The sequence below is a fragment of the Micromonospora craterilacus genome (assembly GCF_003236315.1).
GTDB classification, from domain to species: domain Bacteria; phylum Actinomycetota; class Actinomycetes; order Mycobacteriales; family Micromonosporaceae; genus Micromonospora; species Micromonospora craterilacus.
This window is the reverse complement of the sequence record NZ_POTY01000119.1, coordinates 1-20,523: the sequence shown is the minus strand read 5'-3', so window position 1 is coordinate 20,523 and position 20,523 is coordinate 1. Positions and strand designations below refer to the sequence as shown.

General features: G+C 71.5%; 19 protein-coding genes. 7 read left to right on the top strand and 12 right to left on the bottom strand.

The window, feature by feature from the left end:
• Positions 1–233 precede the first annotated feature (233 nt).
• On the bottom strand, positions 234–683 hold the full coding sequence (locus tag C1I95_RS19030; RefSeq protein WP_111215169.1) for a nuclear transport factor 2 family protein: 450 nt from the start codon (positions 681–683) through the stop codon (positions 234–236).
• Positions 684–927: 244 nt separating this feature from the next.
• Between C1I95_RS19030 and C1I95_RS19025 the strand changes: the two genes are divergently transcribed.
• The gene (locus C1I95_RS19025) at positions 928–2,136 is read left to right on the top strand and encodes a DUF349 domain-containing protein (protein ID WP_111215168.1); all 1,209 of its coding nucleotides are present in this window, start codon (positions 928–930) and stop codon (positions 2,134–2,136) included.
• 432 nt (positions 2,137–2,568) lie between these two features.
• Positions 2,569–4,002, top strand: coding sequence for a pectate lyase family protein (locus C1I95_RS19020; RefSeq protein WP_111215167.1), 1,434 nt, complete (start codon positions 2,569–2,571; stop codon positions 4,000–4,002).
• Between the two features lie 43 nt (positions 4,003–4,045).
• Here C1I95_RS19020 and miaB read toward each other — a convergent pair whose 3' ends face one another.
• Entirely contained in the window at positions 4,046–5,548 is a 1,503-nt protein-coding gene (gene miaB, locus C1I95_RS19015) for a tRNA (N6-isopentenyl adenosine(37)-C2)-methylthiotransferase MiaB (protein WP_111215170.1), read from the bottom strand.
• Between the two features lie 52 nt (positions 5,549–5,600).
• Between miaB and C1I95_RS19010 the strand changes: the two genes are divergently transcribed.
• Positions 5,601–5,831: a DUF2277 family protein gene (locus C1I95_RS19010; RefSeq protein ID WP_111215166.1), complete on the top strand. Its 231-nt coding sequence runs from the start codon at positions 5,601–5,603 to the stop codon at positions 5,829–5,831.
• Between the two features lie 62 nt (positions 5,832–5,893).
• Here C1I95_RS19010 and C1I95_RS19005 read toward each other — a convergent pair whose 3' ends face one another.
• Both C1I95_RS19005 and selD read right to left on the bottom strand, forming a co-directional pair.
• Entirely contained in the window at positions 5,894–6,373 is a 480-nt protein-coding gene (locus C1I95_RS19005; RefSeq protein ID WP_111215165.1) for a hypothetical protein, read from the bottom strand.
• A 222-nt stretch (positions 6,374–6,595) separates the two neighbouring features.
• Positions 6,596–7,585, bottom strand: a complete 990-nt coding sequence (gene selD, locus C1I95_RS19000; protein ID WP_111215164.1) for a selenide, water dikinase SelD — start codon at positions 7,583–7,585, stop codon at positions 6,596–6,598.
• A gap of 183 nt (positions 7,586–7,768) precedes the next feature.
• Here selD and C1I95_RS18995 point away from each other — a divergent pair, with 183 nt between their 5' ends.
• From C1I95_RS18995 to C1I95_RS18980, 4 genes are all read left to right on the top strand, one after another.
• On the top strand, positions 7,769–8,524 hold the full coding sequence (locus C1I95_RS18995) for an amino acid ABC transporter ATP-binding protein (protein ID WP_111215163.1): 756 nt from the start codon (positions 7,769–7,771) through the stop codon (positions 8,522–8,524).
• A 58-nt stretch (positions 8,525–8,582) separates the two neighbouring features.
• Entirely contained in the window at positions 8,583–9,449 is an 867-nt protein-coding gene (locus C1I95_RS18990) for a glutamate ABC transporter substrate-binding protein (RefSeq protein WP_111215162.1), read from the top strand.
• An 81-nt stretch (positions 9,450–9,530) separates the two neighbouring features.
• Positions 9,531–10,205, top strand: a complete 675-nt coding sequence (locus C1I95_RS18985) for an amino acid ABC transporter permease (RefSeq protein ID WP_111215161.1) — start codon at positions 9,531–9,533, stop codon at positions 10,203–10,205.
• Entirely contained in the window at positions 10,205–11,080 is an 876-nt protein-coding gene (locus tag C1I95_RS18980; protein ID WP_111215160.1) for an amino acid ABC transporter permease, read from the top strand. The genes C1I95_RS18985 and C1I95_RS18980 overlap by 1 nt, the downstream gene beginning before the upstream one ends.
• Before the next feature lie 168 nt (positions 11,081–11,248).
• Here the strand turns inward: C1I95_RS18980 and rny are convergent, their stop codons facing one another.
• The 8 genes from rny to C1I95_RS18940 form a co-directional block, all read right to left on the bottom strand.
• A complete protein-coding gene (gene rny, locus C1I95_RS18975) occupies positions 11,249–13,015 on the bottom strand; it encodes a ribonuclease Y (protein ID WP_111215159.1) in 1,767 nt (588 codons plus the stop codon).
• Positions 13,016–13,708: 693 nt separating this feature from the next.
• Positions 13,709–14,401, bottom strand: a complete 693-nt coding sequence (locus C1I95_RS18970; protein ID WP_111215158.1) for a regulatory protein RecX — start codon at positions 14,399–14,401, stop codon at positions 13,709–13,711.
• Positions 14,402–14,410: 9 nt separating this feature from the next.
• On the bottom strand, positions 14,411–15,457 hold the full coding sequence (gene recA, locus C1I95_RS18965; protein WP_111215157.1) for a recombinase RecA: 1,047 nt from the start codon (positions 15,455–15,457) through the stop codon (positions 14,411–14,413).
• A 185-nt stretch (positions 15,458–15,642) separates the two neighbouring features.
• A complete protein-coding gene (locus tag C1I95_RS18960; RefSeq protein ID WP_111215156.1) occupies positions 15,643–15,843 on the bottom strand; it encodes a DUF3046 domain-containing protein in 201 nt (66 codons plus the stop codon).
• A gap of 2 nt (positions 15,844–15,845) precedes the next feature.
• Positions 15,846–17,213, bottom strand: a complete 1,368-nt coding sequence (locus tag C1I95_RS18955) for an MFS transporter (protein WP_111215155.1) — start codon at positions 17,211–17,213, stop codon at positions 15,846–15,848.
• Between the two features lie 22 nt (positions 17,214–17,235).
• On the bottom strand, positions 17,236–18,375 hold the full coding sequence (locus C1I95_RS18950) for an acyl-CoA dehydrogenase family protein (RefSeq protein ID WP_111215154.1): 1,140 nt from the start codon (positions 18,373–18,375) through the stop codon (positions 17,236–17,238).
• Between the two features lie 57 nt (positions 18,376–18,432).
• Positions 18,433–19,134: a UdgX family uracil-DNA binding protein gene (locus C1I95_RS18945; RefSeq protein WP_111215153.1), complete on the bottom strand. Its 702-nt coding sequence runs from the start codon at positions 19,132–19,134 to the stop codon at positions 18,433–18,435.
• 301 nt (positions 19,135–19,435) lie between these two features.
• Positions 19,436–20,523: aminotransferase class I/II-fold pyridoxal phosphate-dependent enzyme (locus C1I95_RS18940; protein ID WP_111215152.1), on the bottom strand; the 1,088-nt coding region annotated here is incomplete at its 5' end.

Genomic DNA, 20,523 nt, shown 5'->3' with positions numbered 1-20,523 from the left:
GGGTGGGGGCAGACGGCGGCGGCGACCAGTGGCGTCCGGCAACCGTATCGGCACGGCGGGACCGGGTGCCGCCGCGGATCGCCCCGACCGGCCCGATCGCCCTCGCCGGCGTCTTCAGCCCGACCGCGGACCCGCTGCCGTCAGCGTCCGCCGGCGTCTCCGGCCCGAGCGCGGACCCGCTGCCGTCGGCGTCCGCCACCGTTCGAGCGCGCGCTGCCGCCGCTGGACGGGGCTCAGCCTGGCTGGCCGCCCCAGCCGCCCTGGATCATGGTCTGGAACCGCCACTGCCCACCGGACTTGACCAGCAGGTCGGCGTAACGGACCCGCTGGGTCGCCCCGTCGATGGTGAACTCGGCGTCGGTGAAGACCAGAACCAGGCTGGCGGTGAGGAAGTACGGCGTGCGGCGGGACTCCATCGTCACGTCGCCGCCCGCGCCGAGCACGCCCCGCATCATCTCGACGTACTCCGCGCGGGTGAGCTGGCGCGCCGAGCCCTCGCCCGCGGCGTCGTCGGTGACGGTGTTGAGCGGGAACATCGCGAGATCGGCGGTGCCCTCCGCGTCGCCGGCCGAGGCGAGCGCGTCGTACTGACGGAACCACTCGTCCAGGGCGGCCAGGTCGTCGGGGGCGGGGGCGAACCCCGGGTCGGCCGGCGGCGTGATGGTGCTACGGGACTGGGTCATCTGCTTCTCCTCGCCGGCGCCCCACCGGCGCCTCGCCGTACATTGTACCGTACGCTGTACGGCTCAGGGTGGCGCGCCGTACCGGATGATGCCGGCGAGGGGCTAGGACACCGTATGGTCACGGTCGGCGATAGGCGCTCGACGCGGACCGGGGCACACCTGTGACAATGCCCGGAGAAACTTGGCTGCGCCGTGGCGGCGTCCGGGGCTGCTCCCTGGGCGCCGGGAGAACGAGGATGGGCACATGAGCGACTGGACTGCCTTCGGACGGGTGGACGCGGACGGCACCGTTTACGTGAAAACCGCCGAGGGCGAGCGGGTGGTCGGATCCTGGCAGGCGGGAGCACCGGAGGAGGGGCTGGCACACTTCGCACGCCGCTTCGCCGACCTTGTGACCGAGGTGAATCTGACTGAGGCCCGGCTCAACTCGGGCGCGGCGGACGCCAACCACTCCCTGGCCACCGTCCGGCGGATCCGCGCCTCGCTGGCCGAAGCGCACGTGGTCGGCGACATCGACGCGTTGGCCGCCCGGCTCGACAAGCTCGCCACGGTGGCCGAGGAGAAGGCCGGCGAGGCCCGGGCCGCCAAGGAGGCCGCCCGCAGCGAGGCCCTGGCGCGCAAGACCACCCTGGTCGAGGAGGCGGAGAAGCTGGCCGCCGAGTCGACCGGCTGGAAGACCGCCGGCGACCGGCTGAAGGAGATCCTCGACGAGTGGAAGGCCATCCGCGGGGTCGACAAGAAGACCGACGGTGAGCTGTGGAAGCGGTTCGCCGCCGCCCGGGACGGCTTCACCCGGCGCCGGGGTGCGCACTTCGCCTCGCTGGACTCCCAGCGCAAGCAGGCGCAGACGGTCAAGGAAGAGTTGGTCGCCGAGGCCGAGAAGATCAAGGACTCCACCGAGTGGGCGGCGACGGCCAACCAGCTCAAGGACCTGATGAACCAGTGGAAGGCCGCGCCCCGCGCCTCGAAGGAGGCCGAGCAGCGGCTGTGGGAACGGTTCCGGGCCGCACAGGACGCCTTCTTCACCCGGCGTAGCGAGGTCTTCTCCGCCCGCGACAACGAGCAGCGCGCCAACCTGGAGCGCAAGCAGGCGCTGCTCGCCGAGGCCGAGGCCCTCGACGTCGACGGCGACCCCAAGAGCGCCCAGGCCAAGCTGCGGGATATCCAGGCGCAGTGGCACGACGCCGGCCGGGTGCCCCGCGAGGCGGCCGCCGGGCTGGAGCGCCGGCTGCGCGTCATCGACGAGAAGGTCCGCGAGGTGATGGACTCGGCCTGGCGCCGGACCACCCGGGAGGACAACCCGCTGCTGGCCCAGATGCGGGCACAGGTGGCGGAGGCCGAGGAGCGGCTGGCCCGGGCCCAGGCCGCCGGGGACACCCGACGGATCAAGGAGGCCGAGCAGGCGCTCGCCTCGAAGCGGCAGTTCCTCCAGCTCGCCGAGCAGGCCGGCTGAGCCGTACGTCCGGAGCCCCCGGTCCCCGATGCGGGACCGGGGGCTTTTCCGTTCGCTCAGCCGCTGGTCACGGCGATGTGAACGTACGACATTTACATCGACGCCTATCTGTGGTTACCTGAGGAAAGCGTTTGCCCACCCTCCGGGGTGCGGCACGGGAGCCGTTCCGACCAGTTCATCCGACGGCAGGGCGCATCCTGCGACCGCCATCGCATCGCTGCCGCTGGGCACGGCAGCCCGTGATGCTGTGGCGAAACCTGCCGACCGCACGGGATGACGCATCCAGGCGTGCGCCACGGCGTCGCACCACCATCCACCCCGCCGCGGCAGCCCGCGTCGCGGACGCATCCGGGCCGGCGCCGGCAGCCGGTCCGCGACGCGCCGACGCGCCATCCGACCCGTTCCACGTACCCGAGGATGAGGAGAAGGACCGTGCTTGCAATCGTCAAGCGTCGCCTGACCCGACGGATGGCGGCACTGGCCGCGACGGCGGTCGCGCTGCCCGCGGCGCTCGTCGCGGTGACCGTCGCCCCGGCCGCGGCCGCGACCGTCGACACCAGCGCCTACTACGTGTTCGTGAACCGGAACAGCGGCAAGGCGATGGACCTGTGGAACTGGTCCACCGCCGACGGCGGCGAGATCCGGCAGTTCACCCCCGGCGACGGCAACAACCAGCAGTTCCAGTTCGTCGACGTGGGCAGCGGCTACTACCAGCTGCGCAACCGGCACTCGGGCAAGGTCGTCACCGTTCCGAACTCGAACGACGGCGTGCAGGTCACCCAGGTCACGGCCAGCAGCGACACCAAGCAGCACTGGACCCTCAAGGACTCCGCCAACGGCGACGTACGGTTCGTCAACCGGCACAGCAAGAAGGCGCTCGAGGTGTGGCAGTGGTCCACCGGTGACGGCGGCATGGTCTCGCAGTACGCCGACCTCGACGGCGCCAACCAGCAGTGGCAACTGATCCGGCTCGGTGGCGGCACCACTCCGCCGACCAACCCGCCCGCCCAGACCGGGCTGGTCGGCTGGGCCACCCAGAACGGCGGCACCACCGGCGGCGGCAACGCGGCCAGCACCACGGTCAGCACCGCCTCGGCGTTGACCAGCGCCCTCGGCTCCACCAGCGCGGCGGTGATCCGGGTCTCCGGCACCATCACCTGCTCCGGGATGCTGCGGGTCCGGTCGAACAAGACCGTCCTCGGCAACGCGGGCGCGACCATCGCCGGCTGCGGCTTCACCATCAACGGCGACCGCAACGTGATCATCCGCAACCTGACCTTCCGGAACTGGGACGACGACGCGATCAACGTGGAGCAGTCGGCCACCAACATCTGGATCGACCACAACACCTTCAGCAACGGCTACGACGGCGCGGTCGACATCAAGCGCGGCTCCGACTTCGTCACCGTGTCCTGGAACCGGGTGTCCAGCCACGACAAGTCGATGCTGCTCGGACACAGCGACGACAACGCCAGCCAGGACGTCGGACGGCTGCGGGTGACCTACCACCACAACTGGTTCGACGGCAGCAACCAACGCCACCCCCGGGTCCGCTTCGGCAACCCGGTGCACGTCTACAACAACTACTACGGCAACGTCCGTGGCTACGGCGTGGCGTCGACCATGAACGCCGGCGTACTGGTCGAGGGCAACTACTTCGAGAACACCCCCGACCCGTACCACCTGGGCGAGGGCAGCTCCGGCCCGGGCACGCTGGTGGCCCGCAACAACCACTTCGTCAACTCGGGCGGCGGGCAGACCGGCGGCAGCGTGGCCGGCATCCCGTACTCGTACACCCTGGACACCGCGAGCAACGTCAAGTCGATCGTGACGGGCGGCGCGGGCGCCGGTCGGATCTCGGTCTGACCGCGCGGGTCGGTCGGGGCCCGGCCGCCGGGCCCCGACCGGCTCAGTGGGTGACCGCGCAGCCGCTCGTCGGCGCGGGCGCCACGGTCGGCGCGCCGACCGTGGGCAGCCCCAACAACACCCCGGGGGTACGCGGCGACCGCCCCGCCTCGGCCGCGTCACCGGCCCGGGTGCGGCGGTGCGACAGCGGCTCACCGTCGGCGTTGAGGTGGTGCGGGGCGGCGTAGGTGATCGTGGTGTGCACGATGTCGCCGGGGCGGATCGAGCCCGCGTTCGCCCCCGTCGCGAAGTGCACCAGGCGGCCGTCCCGGGCCCGGCCGGACATCCGGCCGGTGCGCTCGTCCTTGCGGCCCTCGCCGACGGCGACCAGCACCTCGACGGTCTCGCCGACCAGCTTCTTGTTCTCCGCCCAGGTGATCTCCTCGACGCAGGCGATCAGCCGCTCGTACCGCTCCTGCACGACTTGCTTGGGCAGCTGGCCGTCCATGGTCGCGGCCGGCGTGCCCGGGCGCTTGGAGTACTGGAAGGTGAAGGCCGAGGAGAACCGGGCCGCGCGGACCACGTCCAGGGTGCGCTCGAAATCCGCCTCGGTCTCGCCGGGGAAGCCGACGATGATGTCGGTGGTGATCGCCGCGTCCGGCATCGCCGTCCGGACCTTCTCGATGATCCCCAGATACTTCTCCGACCGGTACGACCGGCGCATCGCGCGCAGCACGTCGTCGGAGCCGGACTGCAACGGCATGTGCAGCGAGTGGCAGACGTTCGGCGTCTCGGCCATCGCCGCGATCACGTCGTCGGTGAAGTCCTTCGGGTGCGGGCTGGTGAACCGCACCCGCTCCAGCCCGTCGATCTCCCCGCAGGCGCGCAGCAGCTTGCTGAAGGCGTACCGGTCGCCGAACTCGACGCCGTAGGAGTTGACGTTCTGCCCGAGCAGGGTCACCTCCAGCACGCCCTCGTCGACCAGCGCCCGCACCTCGCTCAGGATGTCGCCGGGGCGGCGGTCCTTCTCCTTGCCGCGCAGCGCCGGCACGATGCAGAAGGTGCAGGTGTTGTTGCAGCCCACCGAGATCGACACCCAGCCGGCGTACGTCGACTCGCGGCGGGTCGGCAGGGTGGACGGGAACACGTCGAGGGATTCGAGGATCTCCACCTCGGCGGCGGCGTTGTGCCGGGCGCGCTCCAGCAGCACCGGCAGCGACCCGATGTTGTGCGTGCCGAAGACCACGTCGACCCAGGGCGCCTTGCGGACGATGTCGCCGCGGTCCTTCTGGGCCAGGCAGCCACCGACCGCGATCTGCATCCCCGGGTGCCGGTCCTTGACCGGGCGCAGATGACCGAGGTTGCCGTAGAGGCGGTTGTCGGCGTTCTCCCGGACCGCGCAGGTGTTGAACACCATCACGTCCGGGGTGTCGTCGGCCTCGCCCGCGCGGATATAGCCGGCCTGCTCCAGCAGGCCGGAAATGCGCTCGGAGTCGTGGACGTTCATCTGGCAGCCGTAGGTTCGCACCTGGTAGGTGCGCGGGCCGCCCGCCGCTGCGGTAGTCATGACGTGCACAGCGTATCCGGGACCGAGTGGTCGGACGGAATGAGGAGGAGCCGTGTGCCGAAGCATCAAGACCCTGCGTGAGCCGTACACCCCGGAGGTCACCGACGCGGACGTCCAGGCCGCGGCGTTGCAGTACGTCCGGAAGATCTCCGGATTCCGGGCGCCGGCGGCGCACAACGCCGCCGCGTTCGACGCCGCGGTGGCCGCGGTCGCGGCGGCCACCAGCACCCTGCTCGACGAGCTGGTGGTACGCGGCACCCCCCGCCCCGCCCCCGCAAGCTGACGGATGTAAGGAAGGGCCCCTTGTTAACGCCTGCGGTAGAGGAAGGGCCCCTTCTTAACACCTCAGGCGGCGGCGAGGGCCGGGTTCACCGAGTCGGGTGCCCAACGGGATCGGTGGCAGCGCGACCAGCCCCGGCAGCGCGGGTCGGCCTCGGTGCACAGCCGGCGCTCGCTCAGGACCTCGCCGTCGTCGGTCTCCCGCACGTCGAAGTGCACCGGGCGGATGCTGCCGTCGGGGGCGACCAACAGGTGCCGGGTTTCGTCGAGCGTGTCGTCACGCAGCAGGCAGTTGCGGTCGAGCAGCCGGGCCAGCGCCGCGATGGTGGGCAACTCGGGCAGCCCGTCGGGCACGCCGTAGCAGTCCACGATCGTGGCGAATTCGCCCGGCGCCTGCCATACGTCGCAGACCACCGCGTACTTCGGCAGCCGGGCCGGGTCGGCCACCGCCAGTGGCATCACCACCCGACCGAGCGCGTCGGCCAGCGCCGGGTAGACCTCCACCGGTCGCACCTGGTCGATTCTCCAGTTCCACAGCTCGGTCACGCCGCCTCCTCGCTGTGCTCGTCCCACCGGCCTCCGGATCGGGCCTTACAGACGATGGTGGGGTGCATTTGCCCCTAGCCGGGGGCAAGTTACCGGTCTGTGACCATTCTGGGCAGAATTTCCCCGGACCTCATCGCTCTGAGTAGCGGGAAGATGACAGTTTATCGGGTATGGTGCTGATTCCGCGCAGCGGCTCGCCGCAGGGCGGCGTGGTGGCGGCGGTCAGCGCAGCACGACCAGGTGCTCGCTGCGCGGCAACAGCTCACCGATCACCGGCGCGCCGGGCAACTCCCCGGCCACCAGCAGGCCCCCGGAGGTCTGCGCGTCGGCGAGCAACAGCCGGTCCGCGTCCCCGGCCCGGCCGAAGTCGGTCCACGGGGTCACCCACTCCAGGTTGCGGCGAGAGCCACCGCTGACGTACCCGTCGCGGACCGCTTCCCAGGCACCGGCCAGCAAGGGCACCCGGGCGATGTCGATCGCCACGGTGAGCCGGCTGGCGCGGGCCAGCTTCGAGGCGTGGCCGAGCAGGCCGAACCCGGTCACGTCGGTACCGCAGCGCACCCCTGCCGCCACCGCCGCCACCGCCGCGTCCCGGTTCAGCGTGGTCATCGCCGCGACCGCCTCGGGAAAGCTCTCGCCCGTGTTCTTGTGCCGGGTGTTGAGCACGCCGACCCCGAGCGGCTTGGTCAGCGACAGCGGCAACCCGGCCCGCCCGGCGTCGAGGGTGATCAGCTCCTCCGGCCGGACCAGCCCGGTGACCGCCAGGCCGTACTTCGGGCCGTCGTCGTCGACGCTGTGCCCGCCGGCCAGCAGACAGCCGGCGGCGCCGGCCACGGCCTGGCCGCCCCGCAGCACCTCCCGGGCCAGTTCCAGCGGCAGCACCTCGCGCGGCCAGCAGAGCAGGTTGAGCGCGACCAGCGGGCGGCCGCCCATCGCGTACACGTCGGACAGCGCGTTGGCCGCGGCGATCCGCCCCCAGTCGTACGCGTCGTCGACCACCGGGGTGAAGAAGTCCGCTGTGGTCACCACGCCGGTCCGCTCGTCCAGCCGGACCACCGCGGCGTCGTCGCCGTGGTCGAGCCCGACCAGCAGGTCGGCGCTGTCGGTGGCGGGGCCGAGGCCGGCCACCATCGCCTCCAGCTCACCGGGTGGGATCTTGCACGCGCACCCGCCGCCGCGGGCGTACCGGGTCAGGCGCACGGGCTCGGTCATCCCCACATGATCTCCGTCACTTCCCGTGAGCGCCACCCGGAGCGGGCAATTTCGGACGCGGGGGGCCGATCCGGAAACGGTGTTACCGCTCCGTGACCATCTGGGTTGTGTTCCGCCACTTCACCCCGCCTACAGTGGCCGCTATCCGAGGGTCGACCGACCCTCGATGGGCAACGAGGGACGGTGGACGACGTGGCGACGGGCGAACCGCTCATCGTGCTGGACTCGGTCAACAAGTGGTTCGGGCCGCTGCACGTGCTGGACGACGTCTCACTGTCGGTGGGCCGCGGCGAGGTCGTCGTGGTGATCGGCCCGTCCGGCTCCGGCAAGTCGACCCTGTGCCGCACGATCAACCGACTGGAACCGATCAACTCCGGCACCATCACCTTCGACGGGCAGGAGCTGCCGGCCGAGGGCAAGGCGCTGGCCAAGCTGCGCAGCGAGGTCGGCATGGTGTTCCAGTCGTTCAACCTCTTCGCGCACAAGACGATCCTCGAGAACGTCACGCTCGGTCCGGTCAAGGTACGCAGGGAGAAGCCAGCGGCGGCCCGCGAGCGGGGTCTGGCCCTGCTCGACCGGGTGGGCATCGCGAACCAGGCCGGCAAGTTCCCGGCACAGCTCTCCGGCGGCCAGCAGCAGCGCGCCGCGATCGCCCGCGCGCTGGCCATGCAGCCCAAGGCGATGCTCTTCGACGAGCCCACCAGCGCGCTCGACCCGGAGATGGTCGGCGAGGTGCTGGACGTGATGACCTCGCTGGCCCGCGACGGCATGACGATGGTCGTGGTCACCCACGAGATGGGGTTCGCGCGGCACGCCGCGAACCGGGTCATCTTCATGGCCGACGGCAAGCTCGTCGAGGACGCGGCCCCGGCGGAGTTCTTCGCCAACCCGCGCAGCGAGCGCGCCAAGGACTTCCTCTCCAAGATCCTCACGCACTAGGCGTCCGTAGTGGAGCGGCCGTGACCCGGCAGACTCCAGTCGAAGAAGGAGAACAAGTATGCGAATGAAGCGCATGGCGGCTGTTGCCGCCGTTGCCGGCCTCGCGGTCGCGATGGCCGCTTGCGGCGGGGACAGCGACGAGGGCGGCTCCGGCACGGGCGCCACCGGCATCGTGGGCAAGGCCGAGAGCCAGAAGAAGCTGGTCATCGGCGTCAAGGCCGACCAGCCGGGCCTGGGCCTGCAGACCGGCAGCAAGTACGAGGGCTTCGACATCGAGATCGGCAAGATCATCGCGAAGGGCCTCGGCGTCGACGAGGGCAACATCGAGTGGAAGACCACCGTGTCGGCCAACCGTGAGCCGTTCATCGAGCAGGGCACGGTCGACCTGGTGGTGGCCACCTACACCATCAACGACGAGCGCAAGCAGAAGGTCAACTTCGCTGGCCCGTACTTCGTCGCCGGCCAGGACCTGCTGGTCAAGGCGGACTCGACGCTCACCGGCCCGGACCAGCTGGCGGGTAAGACGGTCTGCTCGGTCAGCGGCTCGACCCCGGCCAAGCGGATCCAGGAGAACTACCCGGACGCCAAGCTGCAGCAGTTCGACGCGTACTCGAAGTGCCTGCCGCTGCTGGAGGGTGGTCAGGTCGACGCGGTGACCACCGACGACATCATCCTCGCCGGCTACGCCGCGCAGAGCCAGTACGCCGGCAAGTTCAAGGTCGTCGGCAGCACCTTCTCGGACGAGCCGTACGGCATCGGCCTGAAGAAGAACGACACCACCGGCTGCGAGAAGGTCAACGAGATCCTCAAGGCCGCTGCCGGGGACGGCAGCTACAAGGCCGCCTGGGACAACACCCTGGGCGCGAGCGGCACCCCCGCGCCCGAGCTGGACACCACCAAGCTGACCCACTGCGGCGCAGCCTGACCGGCACCGGAGCCGGCATCCCATCGGGGTGCCGGCTCCGGCCTGTCACCGGCCGCCATCACGTGCCCCGGGAGCCGAAGCATGCACGTATTCACTGATCCAAAGAACTTCGACGCGTACCTGTCGGGCTTTCTCTGGATCCTCAAGCTGACCGGCGCGTCCGCGGTCTGCGCGCTGGTGCTCGGCGTGCTGCTGGCCGCGATGCGGGTCTCCCCCGTACCCGTACTGCGCGGCTTCGGCGCAGCCTGGGTCAACATCTTCCGCAACACCCCGCTCACCCTGGTCATCTTCTTCTGCTACTTCGGTCTGTTCGTCACCCTCGGGCTGACCTTGTCGGATGACCTCTTCCGCAACATCTACTGGCTCGGCGTGGTCGGCCTGTCCACCTACACCGCCGCGTTCGTCTGCGAGGCGGTGCGCTCGGGCATCAACACAGTGCCGACCGGGCAGGCCGAGGCGGCCCGGGCGATCGGGCTGTCCTTCGCACAGACGCTGCGGATCGTGGTGCTGCCGCAGGCCGCGCGCGCGGTGATCGCGCCGTTCGGCAGCATCCTGATCGCGCTCTGCAAGAACGCCACCATCGTCGGCACCATCGGTTTGGCGGAGTCCTCCACCATCATGAAGGATCTGATCAACTTCAACGGTGACGCGGTCATCCCGATCTTCCTGGTCTTCGCCGGCACCTTCGCGGCGGTCCTCATTCCCACCGGCTACTTCTTCGGCTGGCTGGCCAACCGTCTGGCGGTGAAGCGCTGATGAGCACCAGCAGCGTCCTTTATGACCACCCGGGGCCACGCGCCAAGGTTCGCAACGCCGTCCTGAGCGTGATCTTCGGCGTCGCCCTGCTCGGGCTGGTCTACTGGATCTACACCAAGTTCGACCAGGCGAACCAGCTGGAGGCGTGGCTGTGGAAGCCGTTCGCCGAGCCGAAGACCTGGACGCAGTTCATCCTGCCGGGCCTCTGGGCCACGCTCAAGGCGGCCGGGGTCGGCATGATGCTCTCGCTCGCCTTCGGCATCATCTTCGCGGTCGGGCGACTCTCCGAGCACTGGTGGATCAGCGTCCCAGCCGGCGCGGTGGTGGAGTTCTTCCGGGCCGTACCGCTGCTGCTGATGATCTTCTTCGTCTTCTACGGCCTGCCGTTCCTCATCCAGGGCCCCGTGCCCGCGTTCTGGGCCGTGGTGATCGGCCTGACCCTCTACAACGGGTCGGTGCTCGCCGAGGCGTTCCGGGCCGGTATCCGGGCCGTGCCCGGCGGGCAGTCCGAGGCGGCGTACGCGATCGGCATGCGCAAGTCCCAGGTCATGGGGATCGTCCTGATCCCGCAGGCGGCCCGAGCCATGCTGCCGATCATCGTCAGCCAGTTGGTGGTACTGCTCAAGGACACCGCGCTCGGCTACATCGTGGCCTACCCCGAGCTGCTCGCGCGCGGCGTCAACGACCTCTCTGCCAACTACGGCAACATCATCGCCGCAGCGATCGTGATGGCGGTCATCTACATCATCATCAACTCGCTGCTCACCGCGTTCGCCGGCTGGTTGGACCGGCGCTCCGCGCGCCGCGCCTTCCGAATCCCGAAGCAGGCCGGGCCGGTCGTCATGGACTCCACTGCGGGGACGGCGGGCGCGTGACGGAGCCGCAGGGCTGAACTGAACAACGCTGCGGCGCCGGCCAGGTTGGCCGGCGCCGCAGCGCGTTCCCGCTGTTGCCCGCCGCTACCCGCGATCGCCCCGGCGCGCGGCGTTAAGAAGGGGCCCTTGCTATGCACGAGGCGTTAAGAAGGGGCCCTTCCTTACACCTCAGCGGGCGATTTCGGTGACGCGGGATTCGCGGACCACCGTGACCCGGATCTGGCCGGGGTAGGTGAGTTCCTCCTCGATCTGCTTGGCCACGTCGCGGGCCAGCACCGCCGCGCCGATGTCGTCGACGTCGTCGGGCTTGACCATCACCCGGATCTCCCGGCCCGCCTGCATGGCGAAGACCTTCTCCACGCCGAGCTTGCCGGCCGCGATCTCCTCGATCCGCTCCAGCCGCTTGACGTACGCCTCAAGGCTCTCCCGCCGCGCCCCCGGCCGGCCCCCGGAACAGGCGTCGGACGCCTGGGTGAGCACGGCCTCGACGGTCTGCGGCGGGACCTCGTTGTGATGCGCCTCGATCGCGTGCACCACGTCCTCGCTCTCGCCGTACTTGCGGGCCACGTCGGCGCCGATGATGGCGTGGCTGCCCTCCACCTCGTGGGTGAGCGCCTTGCCGATGTCGTGCAGGAACGCCGACCGCTTGATCAACGGCACGTCCAGGCGCAGCTCGGCGGCCATGATGCCGGCGATGTGCGCGGTCTCGACCAGGTGCTTGAGCACGTTCTGCCCGTACGACGTGCGGTAGCGCAGCCGGCCCAGCAGCGTGACCAGTTCGTCGTGGATCTCGGTGATGCCCACCTCGACCAGGGCGTCCTCGGCGGCCCGGCGGCACAGCTGGTCGACCTCCTGCCGGGCCAGCTCGTGCACCTCCTCGATCCGGTGCGGATGGATCCGGCCGTCCAGCACGAGCTTCTCCAACGTCAGCCGGCCGACCTCCCGACGCACCGGATCGAAGCAGGACAGCAGCACCGCCTCGGGCGTGTCGTCGATGATCAGGTTGACCCCGGTGACCGACTCGAAGGCCCGGATGTTGCGGCCCTCCCGGCCGATGATCCGTCCCTTCATCTCGTCGCCCGGCAGGTGCAGCACGCTGACCACACTCTCGGCCGTCTGCTCGCTGGCCACCCGCTGGATGGCGTCGACCACGATGTGCCGGGCCCGCTGCTCGGCGGTCGACCGGGCGTCGGACTCGATGTCCCGCACCAGCAGCGCGGCCTCCCGCTTGGCCTGGGTCTCGATCGCCTCGACCAGTTCGGCCCGCGCGGCGTCGGCGGTCAGCCCGGCGACCCGCTCCAGCTCGCGACGCCGCTGCTGCTCCGCCTCGGCCAGCTCGCCCTCGCGGGCAGCGAGCGCCGTGTCGCGGGCGGCGAGGGCGGCACTCGTCGCGGTCAGCTGACGCTCCCGCTCGGCGAGCCGCTCCACCTCCTCGGTGTGCAGCCGCTCCCGCTCGTCCATCCGGGCCGCCCGCCGCTCCGCCTCGGCGGCCTGCTCGCGGGTGGTCGCGGCGAGCACCGCCACCTCCCGCTCGCCGCTGCGCCGGGCCGCGGTACGCAGCTGCTCGGCGTCCGTCTCGGCCTGCTTGTGGGCTCGTTCGAGGACGGTGTCCGCCTCGGCGCGAGCGTCGTCGAGCACCCGGCGCGCCTCCGACCGGGCGGCCTTCGCCTCCGCCTTGGCCGCCGCCGCCTCGGTGCGGGCCGCCGCCGCGGCGGACTTCGCCACGTCGATGGTGCTGTTGACCTCGTCGGCGGCGGTACGCAGCGCGGCCAGGGACTGTTCCTGGCGGTCCTTCTCGGCGATGTAGGCGGGATCCTCCGGTGCCGGACGCGCCTGGAGCCCGCGCAACACCCGGAGGCCGAAGAACACCGCGCCGAGCACCACCAGGGTCAGCACCAGCACGGCGGTCAGCAGTACGACGTCGAAGGCGCTCATGCCGCAGCTCCAGAACGCTGCTCGCCGTCGTCGGTGGCCCCGGATTCCGTAGCGCCGGGCGCGCTCGATTCCCCGCTCATGCCGGCCACCTGGTGGACCTGTGCCGCCTCGACATGGCGCGCCTCCCCTGAACGTCGCGCCGCAGAAGCCTGCCTGTGGGCACGCTCCTACGGCTCTGGACGCCCGACCGGAGCGCCTGGCCGTGGGATGGCTTCCTCCGCCGACGGGCGTCCGAGGGACGGTCGGCGGGCCGGGTGCGATGTCTCGTCGGCACCGGACCGGCCTGTCCGGAGCTGACGTCAACGGCCGACGGTACGGCCAAAGTGATGCTGTTCTGTTACGCGATCTATGTTGTGCGCTTAGCCTGCGCTTGGTCGGGCAATGTGAGCCTTTATGGCGAGGCTAGGTCTCCGGCGGCCTCCGGTCAAGAAGTCATGATCAAACCACCCGGACGGAGAGAAGTTGTCCGGTCACCCTGCGCCGACGAAGAGCCGGGCGCCGGCGGACAAACAAGACGCCTCGACCAGGCCCGCAGCGACCATCATCGCTGCTCACCCCTCGCCCCACCCCCTCCCATCCGGCTGATCAAGAAGCTGGCGGGGCTTGAAGATCAAACTCCGCCTACTTCATGATCGACGGGAGCGGCGGCGCCGTGGGACGGGTGCCACCGTGGTGAAAAGAGCCTGGGCCCGATCAGCGGTCGATTTCGGTTTCGGCCGCGGTGAGGGCGTCGGCGTCGATCTGCTCGGCGAACTCGGCCGCCTCCGCGCTCTGTGCCGCGAGGGCGTCCTTCACCGCCCGGATGGCCACGCCCGGCGGGTAGCCCTTGCGGGCCAGCATGCCGACCAGCCGCCGGAACACCGCGTCCGGCTCGCCTCGGGCGGTACGCAACTTGCGCTCCACCAGGGCGCGGGCGGTCTCCGCCTCGGTGGTCTCGTCCAGCTCGCCGAGCGCCTCGCTGGCGGTGTCGCCGTCGACCCCGCGCTGGCGCAGTTCGTTGGCGAGGGCCCGGCGGGCCAGCCCTCGACCGGCGTGCCGGCTGGTCACCCAGGCCCGGGCGAACGCGGCGTCGTCGATGATGCCGACCTCGTCGTACCGGTCGAGGACCTCGGTCGCGGCCTCCTCGGAGATGCCCCGTCGGGCCAGCGCCCCGGCCAGCTCTGCACGGGTACGCGGACGGACGGCGAGCTGCCGCAGGCAGATCTCCCGGGCCACCTCCGCCTCGTCCCGGGGCGGAGCCGCCTCCCGGCCCGATCCCGCCTCACCGCGAGGCGCGGCCTCGCTCTCGGCGGCGGGGCGCCCCCGGCGGGGACGCGGCGTGGTGTCACCCGCGCGGGGCGGACTGGCATCCCAGCCCCGCCCCGTGCGGGCGCGTCGTCCAGCCACCGGTCAGGATCAGAAGTCGACCGGCGGCAGCTCCGGCCCACCGGCGGCGTCGCCCGCGCCGACCCCGACGCCGAGCTTCTCCAGGATCTTCTTCTCGATCTCCGCAGCCACGTCCGGGTTCTCGCGGAGGAACTCGCGGGCCTTCTCCTTGCCCTGGCCGAGCTGATCACCGTCGTAGGTGTACCAGGCGCCGGACTTGCGGATGATCGCCTGCTCGACGCCGACGTCGATCAGCGAACCCTCGCGGGAGATGCCCTTGCCGTACATGATGTCGAACTCGGCCTGCTTGAACGGCGCGGCGACCTTGTTCTTCACGACCTTGACCCGGGTGCGGTTACCGACCACGTCGGTGCCGTCCTTGAGGCTCTCGATGCGGCGCACGTCGAGCCGGACCGAGGCGTAGAACTTCAGCGCCCGACCACCCGTCGTCGTCTCGGGGCTGCCGAACATGACGCCGATCTTCTCGCGGAGCTGGTTGATGAAGATCGCGGTGGTGCCGGTGTTGTTGAGCACACCGGTGATCTTCCGCAGCGCCTGGCTCATCAGCCGGGCCTGGAGACCCACGTGGCTGTCGCCCATCTCGCCCTCGATCTCGGCGCGCGGCACCAGCGCGGCCACCGAGTCGATCACGATGATGTCGATCGCGCCGGAGCGGACCAGCATGTCGACGATCTCCAGCGCCTGCTCGCCGGTGTCCGGCTGGGAGACCAGCAGGGCGTCGGTGTCGACGCCGAGGGCCTTGGCGTACTCCGGGTCGAGCGCGTGCTCGGCGTCGATGAAGGCGGCGATGCCGCCGGCCCGCTGGGCGTTGGCCACCGCGTGCAGCGCGACCGTGGTCTTACCGCTGCTCTCCGGGCCGTAGACCTCGACGACCCGGCCGCGCGGCAGACCGCCCACGCCGAGCGCGACGTCGAGCGCGATGGAACCGGTCGTAATGACCGAGGTCTGGACGACCGGCCGCTCCCCCAGCCGCATCACCGATCCCTTGCCGAATTGCTTGTCGATCTGAGCAAGAGCAAGGTCGAGCGCCTTCTCCCGGTCAGGCCCTGCCGCCATGGTTGCCACCCCTGCCTTCGCCGGCGTCTTTCCTGAGCTTCGCGTCACGCGGGACACGCTAGGCGCTAGGTCCGACAGAAAACCAGCCGACGGGCCGTGGCCTGTGGACGAGCACCCCGCTGTGGACAATAGCCGAACAGATGTACGAGTCGGCAAGCGACACGCGGAAGTAGCGAATCGGGTGCTCAGCGTAGCCGGGCGGGCACCCGGTCGGGGTAGGCCGCGACCACCGCACGCCACACCACGTGCGTCTGCTCACCGGCGGCGAGCGCCTGCTCGATGGTCCGCCCGCCGAGCTGCGTCAGCACCTGGTCGCTGGCGATGCTGGCCGCGTACCCGGGCCCGAACGCCTCCTCCAGCCGCGTCCAGAAGTCGGTCAGCCGCACGGTCAGTCCTCCTCGTCCGGTGCGCCCACCGGCACCGGCCGCAACGCTAGCGCCAGCAGGGGGGTCACCGCGACCGCGGCGAGCAGGGTCAGCACGGGATAACCCGCCACCTGCACGACAAACCCGCTGACCGCGCCGGCCAGCGCTCCGGCCAGCCCCATGACCAGGTCGGACAGGCCCTGCGCACTGGGGCGTACCCGGTCCGGCACCGACTCGGACAGCAGGGTGGAGCCGGCCACCATGGTCGCCGACCAGCCGAGCCCGAGCAGCACCAGCCCGACGGTGAGCCGAGGGGTGTGGTGCCCGGCGGTGCCGGCGACCGCGCAGGCGGCCAGCAGCGTGCCGATCCCGCCGAGGATGACCGGGCGCCGGCCGAGCCGGTCGGCGAGCCAGCCGACCACGGGCGCCAGCGCGTACATGCCGGCGATGTGCAGGCTCAGCACCAGCCCGACCACCGGCAGCACCTCCTCGACGGGGTAGAACTCCCGCAGGTGCACTGGGGTCATCGCCATCACCGCCACCATCACCAGGTGGCCCATGGCCACGGCGGCGATGCCGAGCCGGGCCGCCGGCCGGGCGCGTACCACCGACCAGGCGGCGCGCAGGCCCGCGCCGCGCCGGGCCGACGGCGCCGGCGCCGCGACCGGCTCGGCCGCCACCGGGCCGCCACCCGGCGCCACCGGGCCGCCACCCCGTGCGGCCTCGCCGGAGCGGGCCGCCGCGAGCCGGCGCGCGGTGAGCAGCGGGTCGGGCCGCAACCACACCAGCAGTACGCCGGCGGCGAGCACGAACGCGACGGCGCTGAACGCGAACGGGCCGGACAACGCCGGCAGTCCCCAGCCGCTGGTGGTGCGATCGGCGAGCGCGGCGAAGTTCGGGGCGGCCACCGCGCCGATGGTGGTGGCCCAGACGACCAGTGACAGCTGCCGGGCCCGACGGGCCGGGTCGGCGAGGTCGACCGCGGCGTATCGGGCCTGGAGGTTGGCCGCGGACCCACCGCCGAAGAGCAGCATGCCGAGGAAGAGCAGCGGCACCCACCGGGTCACCACGGCCAGCAAGACCAGCACCCCGCCCACGGCGCCGACGGCGTACGCGAAGGCCAGGCCCGGGCGGCGGCCGTGCCCGGTGATGATCCGGGTGACCGGGATGGCGAGCAGCGCGGCACCGATCACGGCGGCGCTCTGCGCCAGACCGGCCACCGCGACGCCGGCGATCTCGGCGGCGAGCAGCGCACCGACGGCGAAGCCGATGGTGACCCCGATCCCGCCCATGACCTGGGTGGTGCAGAGCAGGCGCAGGGTACGCCGCTGGATCGACGCGGCGTCGGGCGGCGCCGGTGCCGGCGCAGTTGTCGTCAGGTCAGTGCTCAACAGAATCGTCTCCCTGGTCTCGTCACAGTCCCAGACCGCGCCCGATGATCTCCTTCATGATCTCGGTGGTGCCGCCGTAGATGGTCTGCACCCGACCGTCCAGCCAGGCCCTCGCCACCGGGTACTCCAGCATGAAGCCGTAGCCGCCGTGCAGTTGCACGCAGCGGTCGGCGACCCGGTTCTGCAACTCGGTGGTCCACCACTTGGCCTTGGCCGCGTCGGTCACCGACAGCCGGCCGGCGTTGAACTCGGTGACGCAGTGGTTGAGGAAGGTCCGCGCGATGGTGACCTCGGTGTCCAGCTCGGCCAGGAGGAACCGGTTGTGCTGGAACTTCCCGATCGGCCGGCCGAACGCCTCCCGGGTACGGGCGTAGTCGAGGGTGAGCGCGAGCAGCTTCTCCGCGGCGGCGACCGCGGCGACCGCGATGCTCAGCCGTTCCCGGGGCAGGTTGGCCATCAGGTGGTAGAAGCCGTGGTTCTCGGTGCCGATGAGGTTCTCCGCCGGCACCCGGCAGTCGTCGAAGAACAGCTCGGCGGTGTCGTTGGCCTTCAGCCCGACCTTGGCCAGCCGCCGGCCCCGGGTGAAGCCGGGGGTGCCGGTTTCCACCGCGATCAGGCTCACCCCGTGCGCGCCCTCGTCGGCGGTACGTGCCACCACGACCACCAGGTCGGCCAGTTCGCCGTTGGTGATGAACGTCTTCTGCCCGTTGAGCACCAGGTCGTCGCCGTCGCGGACCGCGCTGGTGCGTACGCCGGCCAGGTCGGAGCCGGCTCCCGGCTCGCTCATCGCGATCGCGGTGACCAGGTCACCGGAACAGAACCTGGGCAGCCAGCGCTGGCGCTGCTCGTCGGTGGCCAGCTCGGTGAGGTACGGCGCCACCACGTCGTTGTGCAGGCCGAAACCGAGCCCGGAGCAGCCGGCGGCGACGATCTCCTCGACCAGGACCGCGTTGTACCGGAAGTCCCGTTGCCCGCCACCGCCGTACCCCTCGTCGACGTCCAGCCCGAGCAGCCCGGCCGCGCCGGCCTTGCGCCACACCTCCCGGTCGACGATCCCGTCGGCCTCCCAGCGTTCGTGGTGCGGCACCGCCTCCCGGGCCAGGAACGTGCGGCACAGCTCGCGGAACTCGTCGTGGTCACGGTCGTAGAGATGCTGCTGCATGGCGGCAAGTGTGGCACCGCCACCGCCGCGCCACGGTCCCGCCGACAGCTCCCGAGGTCAGCCGGCGAGGGCGCGGGCGGCGATGGTCAGGTCGGCGACCAGCCCGTCGTAGGCCACGTCCTGGTTGTCGGCGCGCAGCACGGCGGACGGGTGGATGGTGGCCAGCAGTCGGGCCGGCGGCACGTCGGTGGTCCGGCCGGCGCTGTCCACCGGGACCTGCTGGAAATCCTCGGGGTGCTGGGCCGACGCCGGCCAGGGCAGCAGCTCGCCGCGTTGGCGGGTGACCCGGAACGTCGGGCCGAGCAGCGCCTTCGCGGCGGTCGCCCCGAGCACGACGACGACCTCCGGGTTCAGCTGGGCGAACTCGGCGACCAGCCAGGGCCGGCAGGCGGTGATGTGCACCCGGTCCGGGGTCTGGTGGATGCGCCGCTTGCCGCGCAGCTCGAAGCGGAAGTGCTTCACCGCGTTGGTGAGATAGATGTGCCCCGGGTCCAGTCCCGCGTCGTCGACGGCCCGGCGCAGCAGCCGGCCGGCCGGACCGACGAAGGGCAGCCCCTTCTGGTCCTCCATGTCGCCGGGCTGCTCGCCGACGAAGACGACCCGGGCGCTGGCGTCGCCCCGGCCGAAGACGGTCTGCGACGCGGCCCGGTACAGCTCGCAGCCGCGGCATCCGGTGGCGGCGGCCCGCAGGTCGTCGAGCGTGTCGGCCTGGGGCGGGATGAACTGCTGGGCGCCCGGTGCGGTCTCGGTCTCGGCCATGGCGACTGTTATATACCCGTTGCGAGCACGATGCCCGGGTAGGGCCGGGGTCCGGGTGACACCGTCAGTACCCGCCGCCTCCGCCACCGCCGCGGGATATCAGCGCGATCACCAGGATCACGAGCACGATCGCCGCCACGATGACGGCGATCCAGACACCCCTCTTCGACCCCGAACCAGCCATGGTCGTCCACCTCCGGTGCCCCGCGTACCCACCTGGGGACCGGTCACGCCCGCAGCGACGGGAACCCGTGCGGCTGGACCGGCCTGCGGCGGGTCCAGCCGGCCGGGCCGGTGCCGGTCAGACGGTGAAGCCCGGTGACGCGGCGGGCCGGACCGCCCGGGCCACCGCCTCGGCGAGCGCCGGGATCTCCGCCTCGTCCAGGTCGCTGACGGTGATCCGCAGCCCCGGCGCGCCGGCGATCCGGTAGAGCGCGCCCGGCGCGACCGCCCAGCCGGCGTCACGCAGGGCGGTCAGCGCGCTGGTTTCGTCGTCCACCGGTACCCAGACGTTGATGCCGCTGCGTCCGTGGGCCGCAAGGCCGAGGTCGGCCAGCGCGGCGACCAGGGCGGCGCGTCGCCGTTCGTAGCTCTCCGCCGCCCGGTCGACCAGCGCGGTCACCGCCGGGTCGCGCCAGAGCGACAGCACCAGCCGCTGCAGCACGGTGGAGACCCAGCCGGCACCGACCTGGGCCCGGCCGGCCACCCGGGCCACCGTCGTCTCGTCCCCCATCAGCACGGCGAGCCGCAGGTCAGGGCCGAGGGGCTTGCTCACCGACCGGAGGAAGGCCCAGCTGCGGGTGGCGCCCGCGAGCGGACGCAGGGGTACCCGGGCCAGTTCGGCGGCGTGGTCGTCCTCGATCAGCAGCAGGTCGGGCCGGTCGGCGAGCAGGCCGCGCAGCTGGGCGGCCCGGTCGGCGGAGACCGCGGCGCCGGTGGGGTTCTGCGCCCGGCTGGTCACGATCAGCGCCCGGGCGCCGGCGTCGAGCGCGGCCTCGACCCCGGCGGCCAGCGGGCCGTCGTCGTCGACCGGTACGCCGATGGCGCGCAGCCCGAGCGCGGCGATCAGGTCGAGCAGGTTGGCCCAGCCTGGGTCCTCCACCGCCACCGCGTCGCCGGGTCGCAGCTGCGCGCCGAGCAGCCGCTCGATGCCGTCCAGCGCGCCACCGGTGAGGGTGAGTTCCCCGGCCGGCACCCCGTCGGCGGTGAGCCGTGCCCGGGCCGCCTCGGCCAGGTCGGGTAGCACCCCGGCGTCGGAGTAGCTGACCGGGCGGTCGACGGAGTCGGCGAGTGCACCCAGATGCGGGCCGAGCGGTGGTAGCAGGCGCGCATCGGGCTCACCCCGGGACAGGTCGCGCAGCCCGGGGGCCGGGGGGCGCAGCGTGGCAC

Coding starts and splice junctions, on each gene's coding strand:
- C1I95_RS19030 (WP_111215169.1), bottom strand. CDS start 683: ATGACCCAGTCCCGTAGCACCATCACGCCGCCGGCCGACCCGGGGTTC.
- C1I95_RS19025 (WP_111215168.1), top strand. CDS start 928: ATGAGCGACTGGACTGCCTTCGGACGGGTGGACGCGGACGGCACCGTT.
- miaB (WP_111215170.1), bottom strand. CDS start 5,548: ATGACTACCGCAGCGGCGGGCGGCCCGCGCACCTACCAGGTGCGAACC.
- selD (WP_111215164.1), bottom strand. CDS start 7,585: ATGACCGAGCCCGTGCGCCTGACCCGGTACGCCCGCGGCGGCGGGTGC.
- C1I95_RS18990 (WP_111215162.1), top strand. CDS start 8,583: ATGCGAATGAAGCGCATGGCGGCTGTTGCCGCCGTTGCCGGCCTCGCG.
- C1I95_RS18985 (WP_111215161.1), top strand. CDS start 9,531: ATGCACGTATTCACTGATCCAAAGAACTTCGACGCGTACCTGTCGGGC.
- C1I95_RS18980 (WP_111215160.1), top strand. CDS start 10,205: ATGAGCACCAGCAGCGTCCTTTATGACCACCCGGGGCCACGCGCCAAG.
- rny (WP_111215159.1), bottom strand. CDS start 13,015: ATGAGCGCCTTCGACGTCGTACTGCTGACCGCCGTGCTGGTGCTGACC.
- recA (WP_111215157.1), bottom strand. CDS start 15,457: ATGGCGGCAGGGCCTGACCGGGAGAAGGCGCTCGACCTTGCTCTTGCT.
- C1I95_RS18950 (WP_111215154.1), bottom strand. CDS start 18,375: ATGCAGCAGCATCTCTACGACCGTGACCACGACGAGTTCCGCGAGCTG.
- C1I95_RS18945 (WP_111215153.1), bottom strand. CDS start 19,134: ATGGCCGAGACCGAGACCGCACCGGGCGCCCAGCAGTTCATCCCGCCC.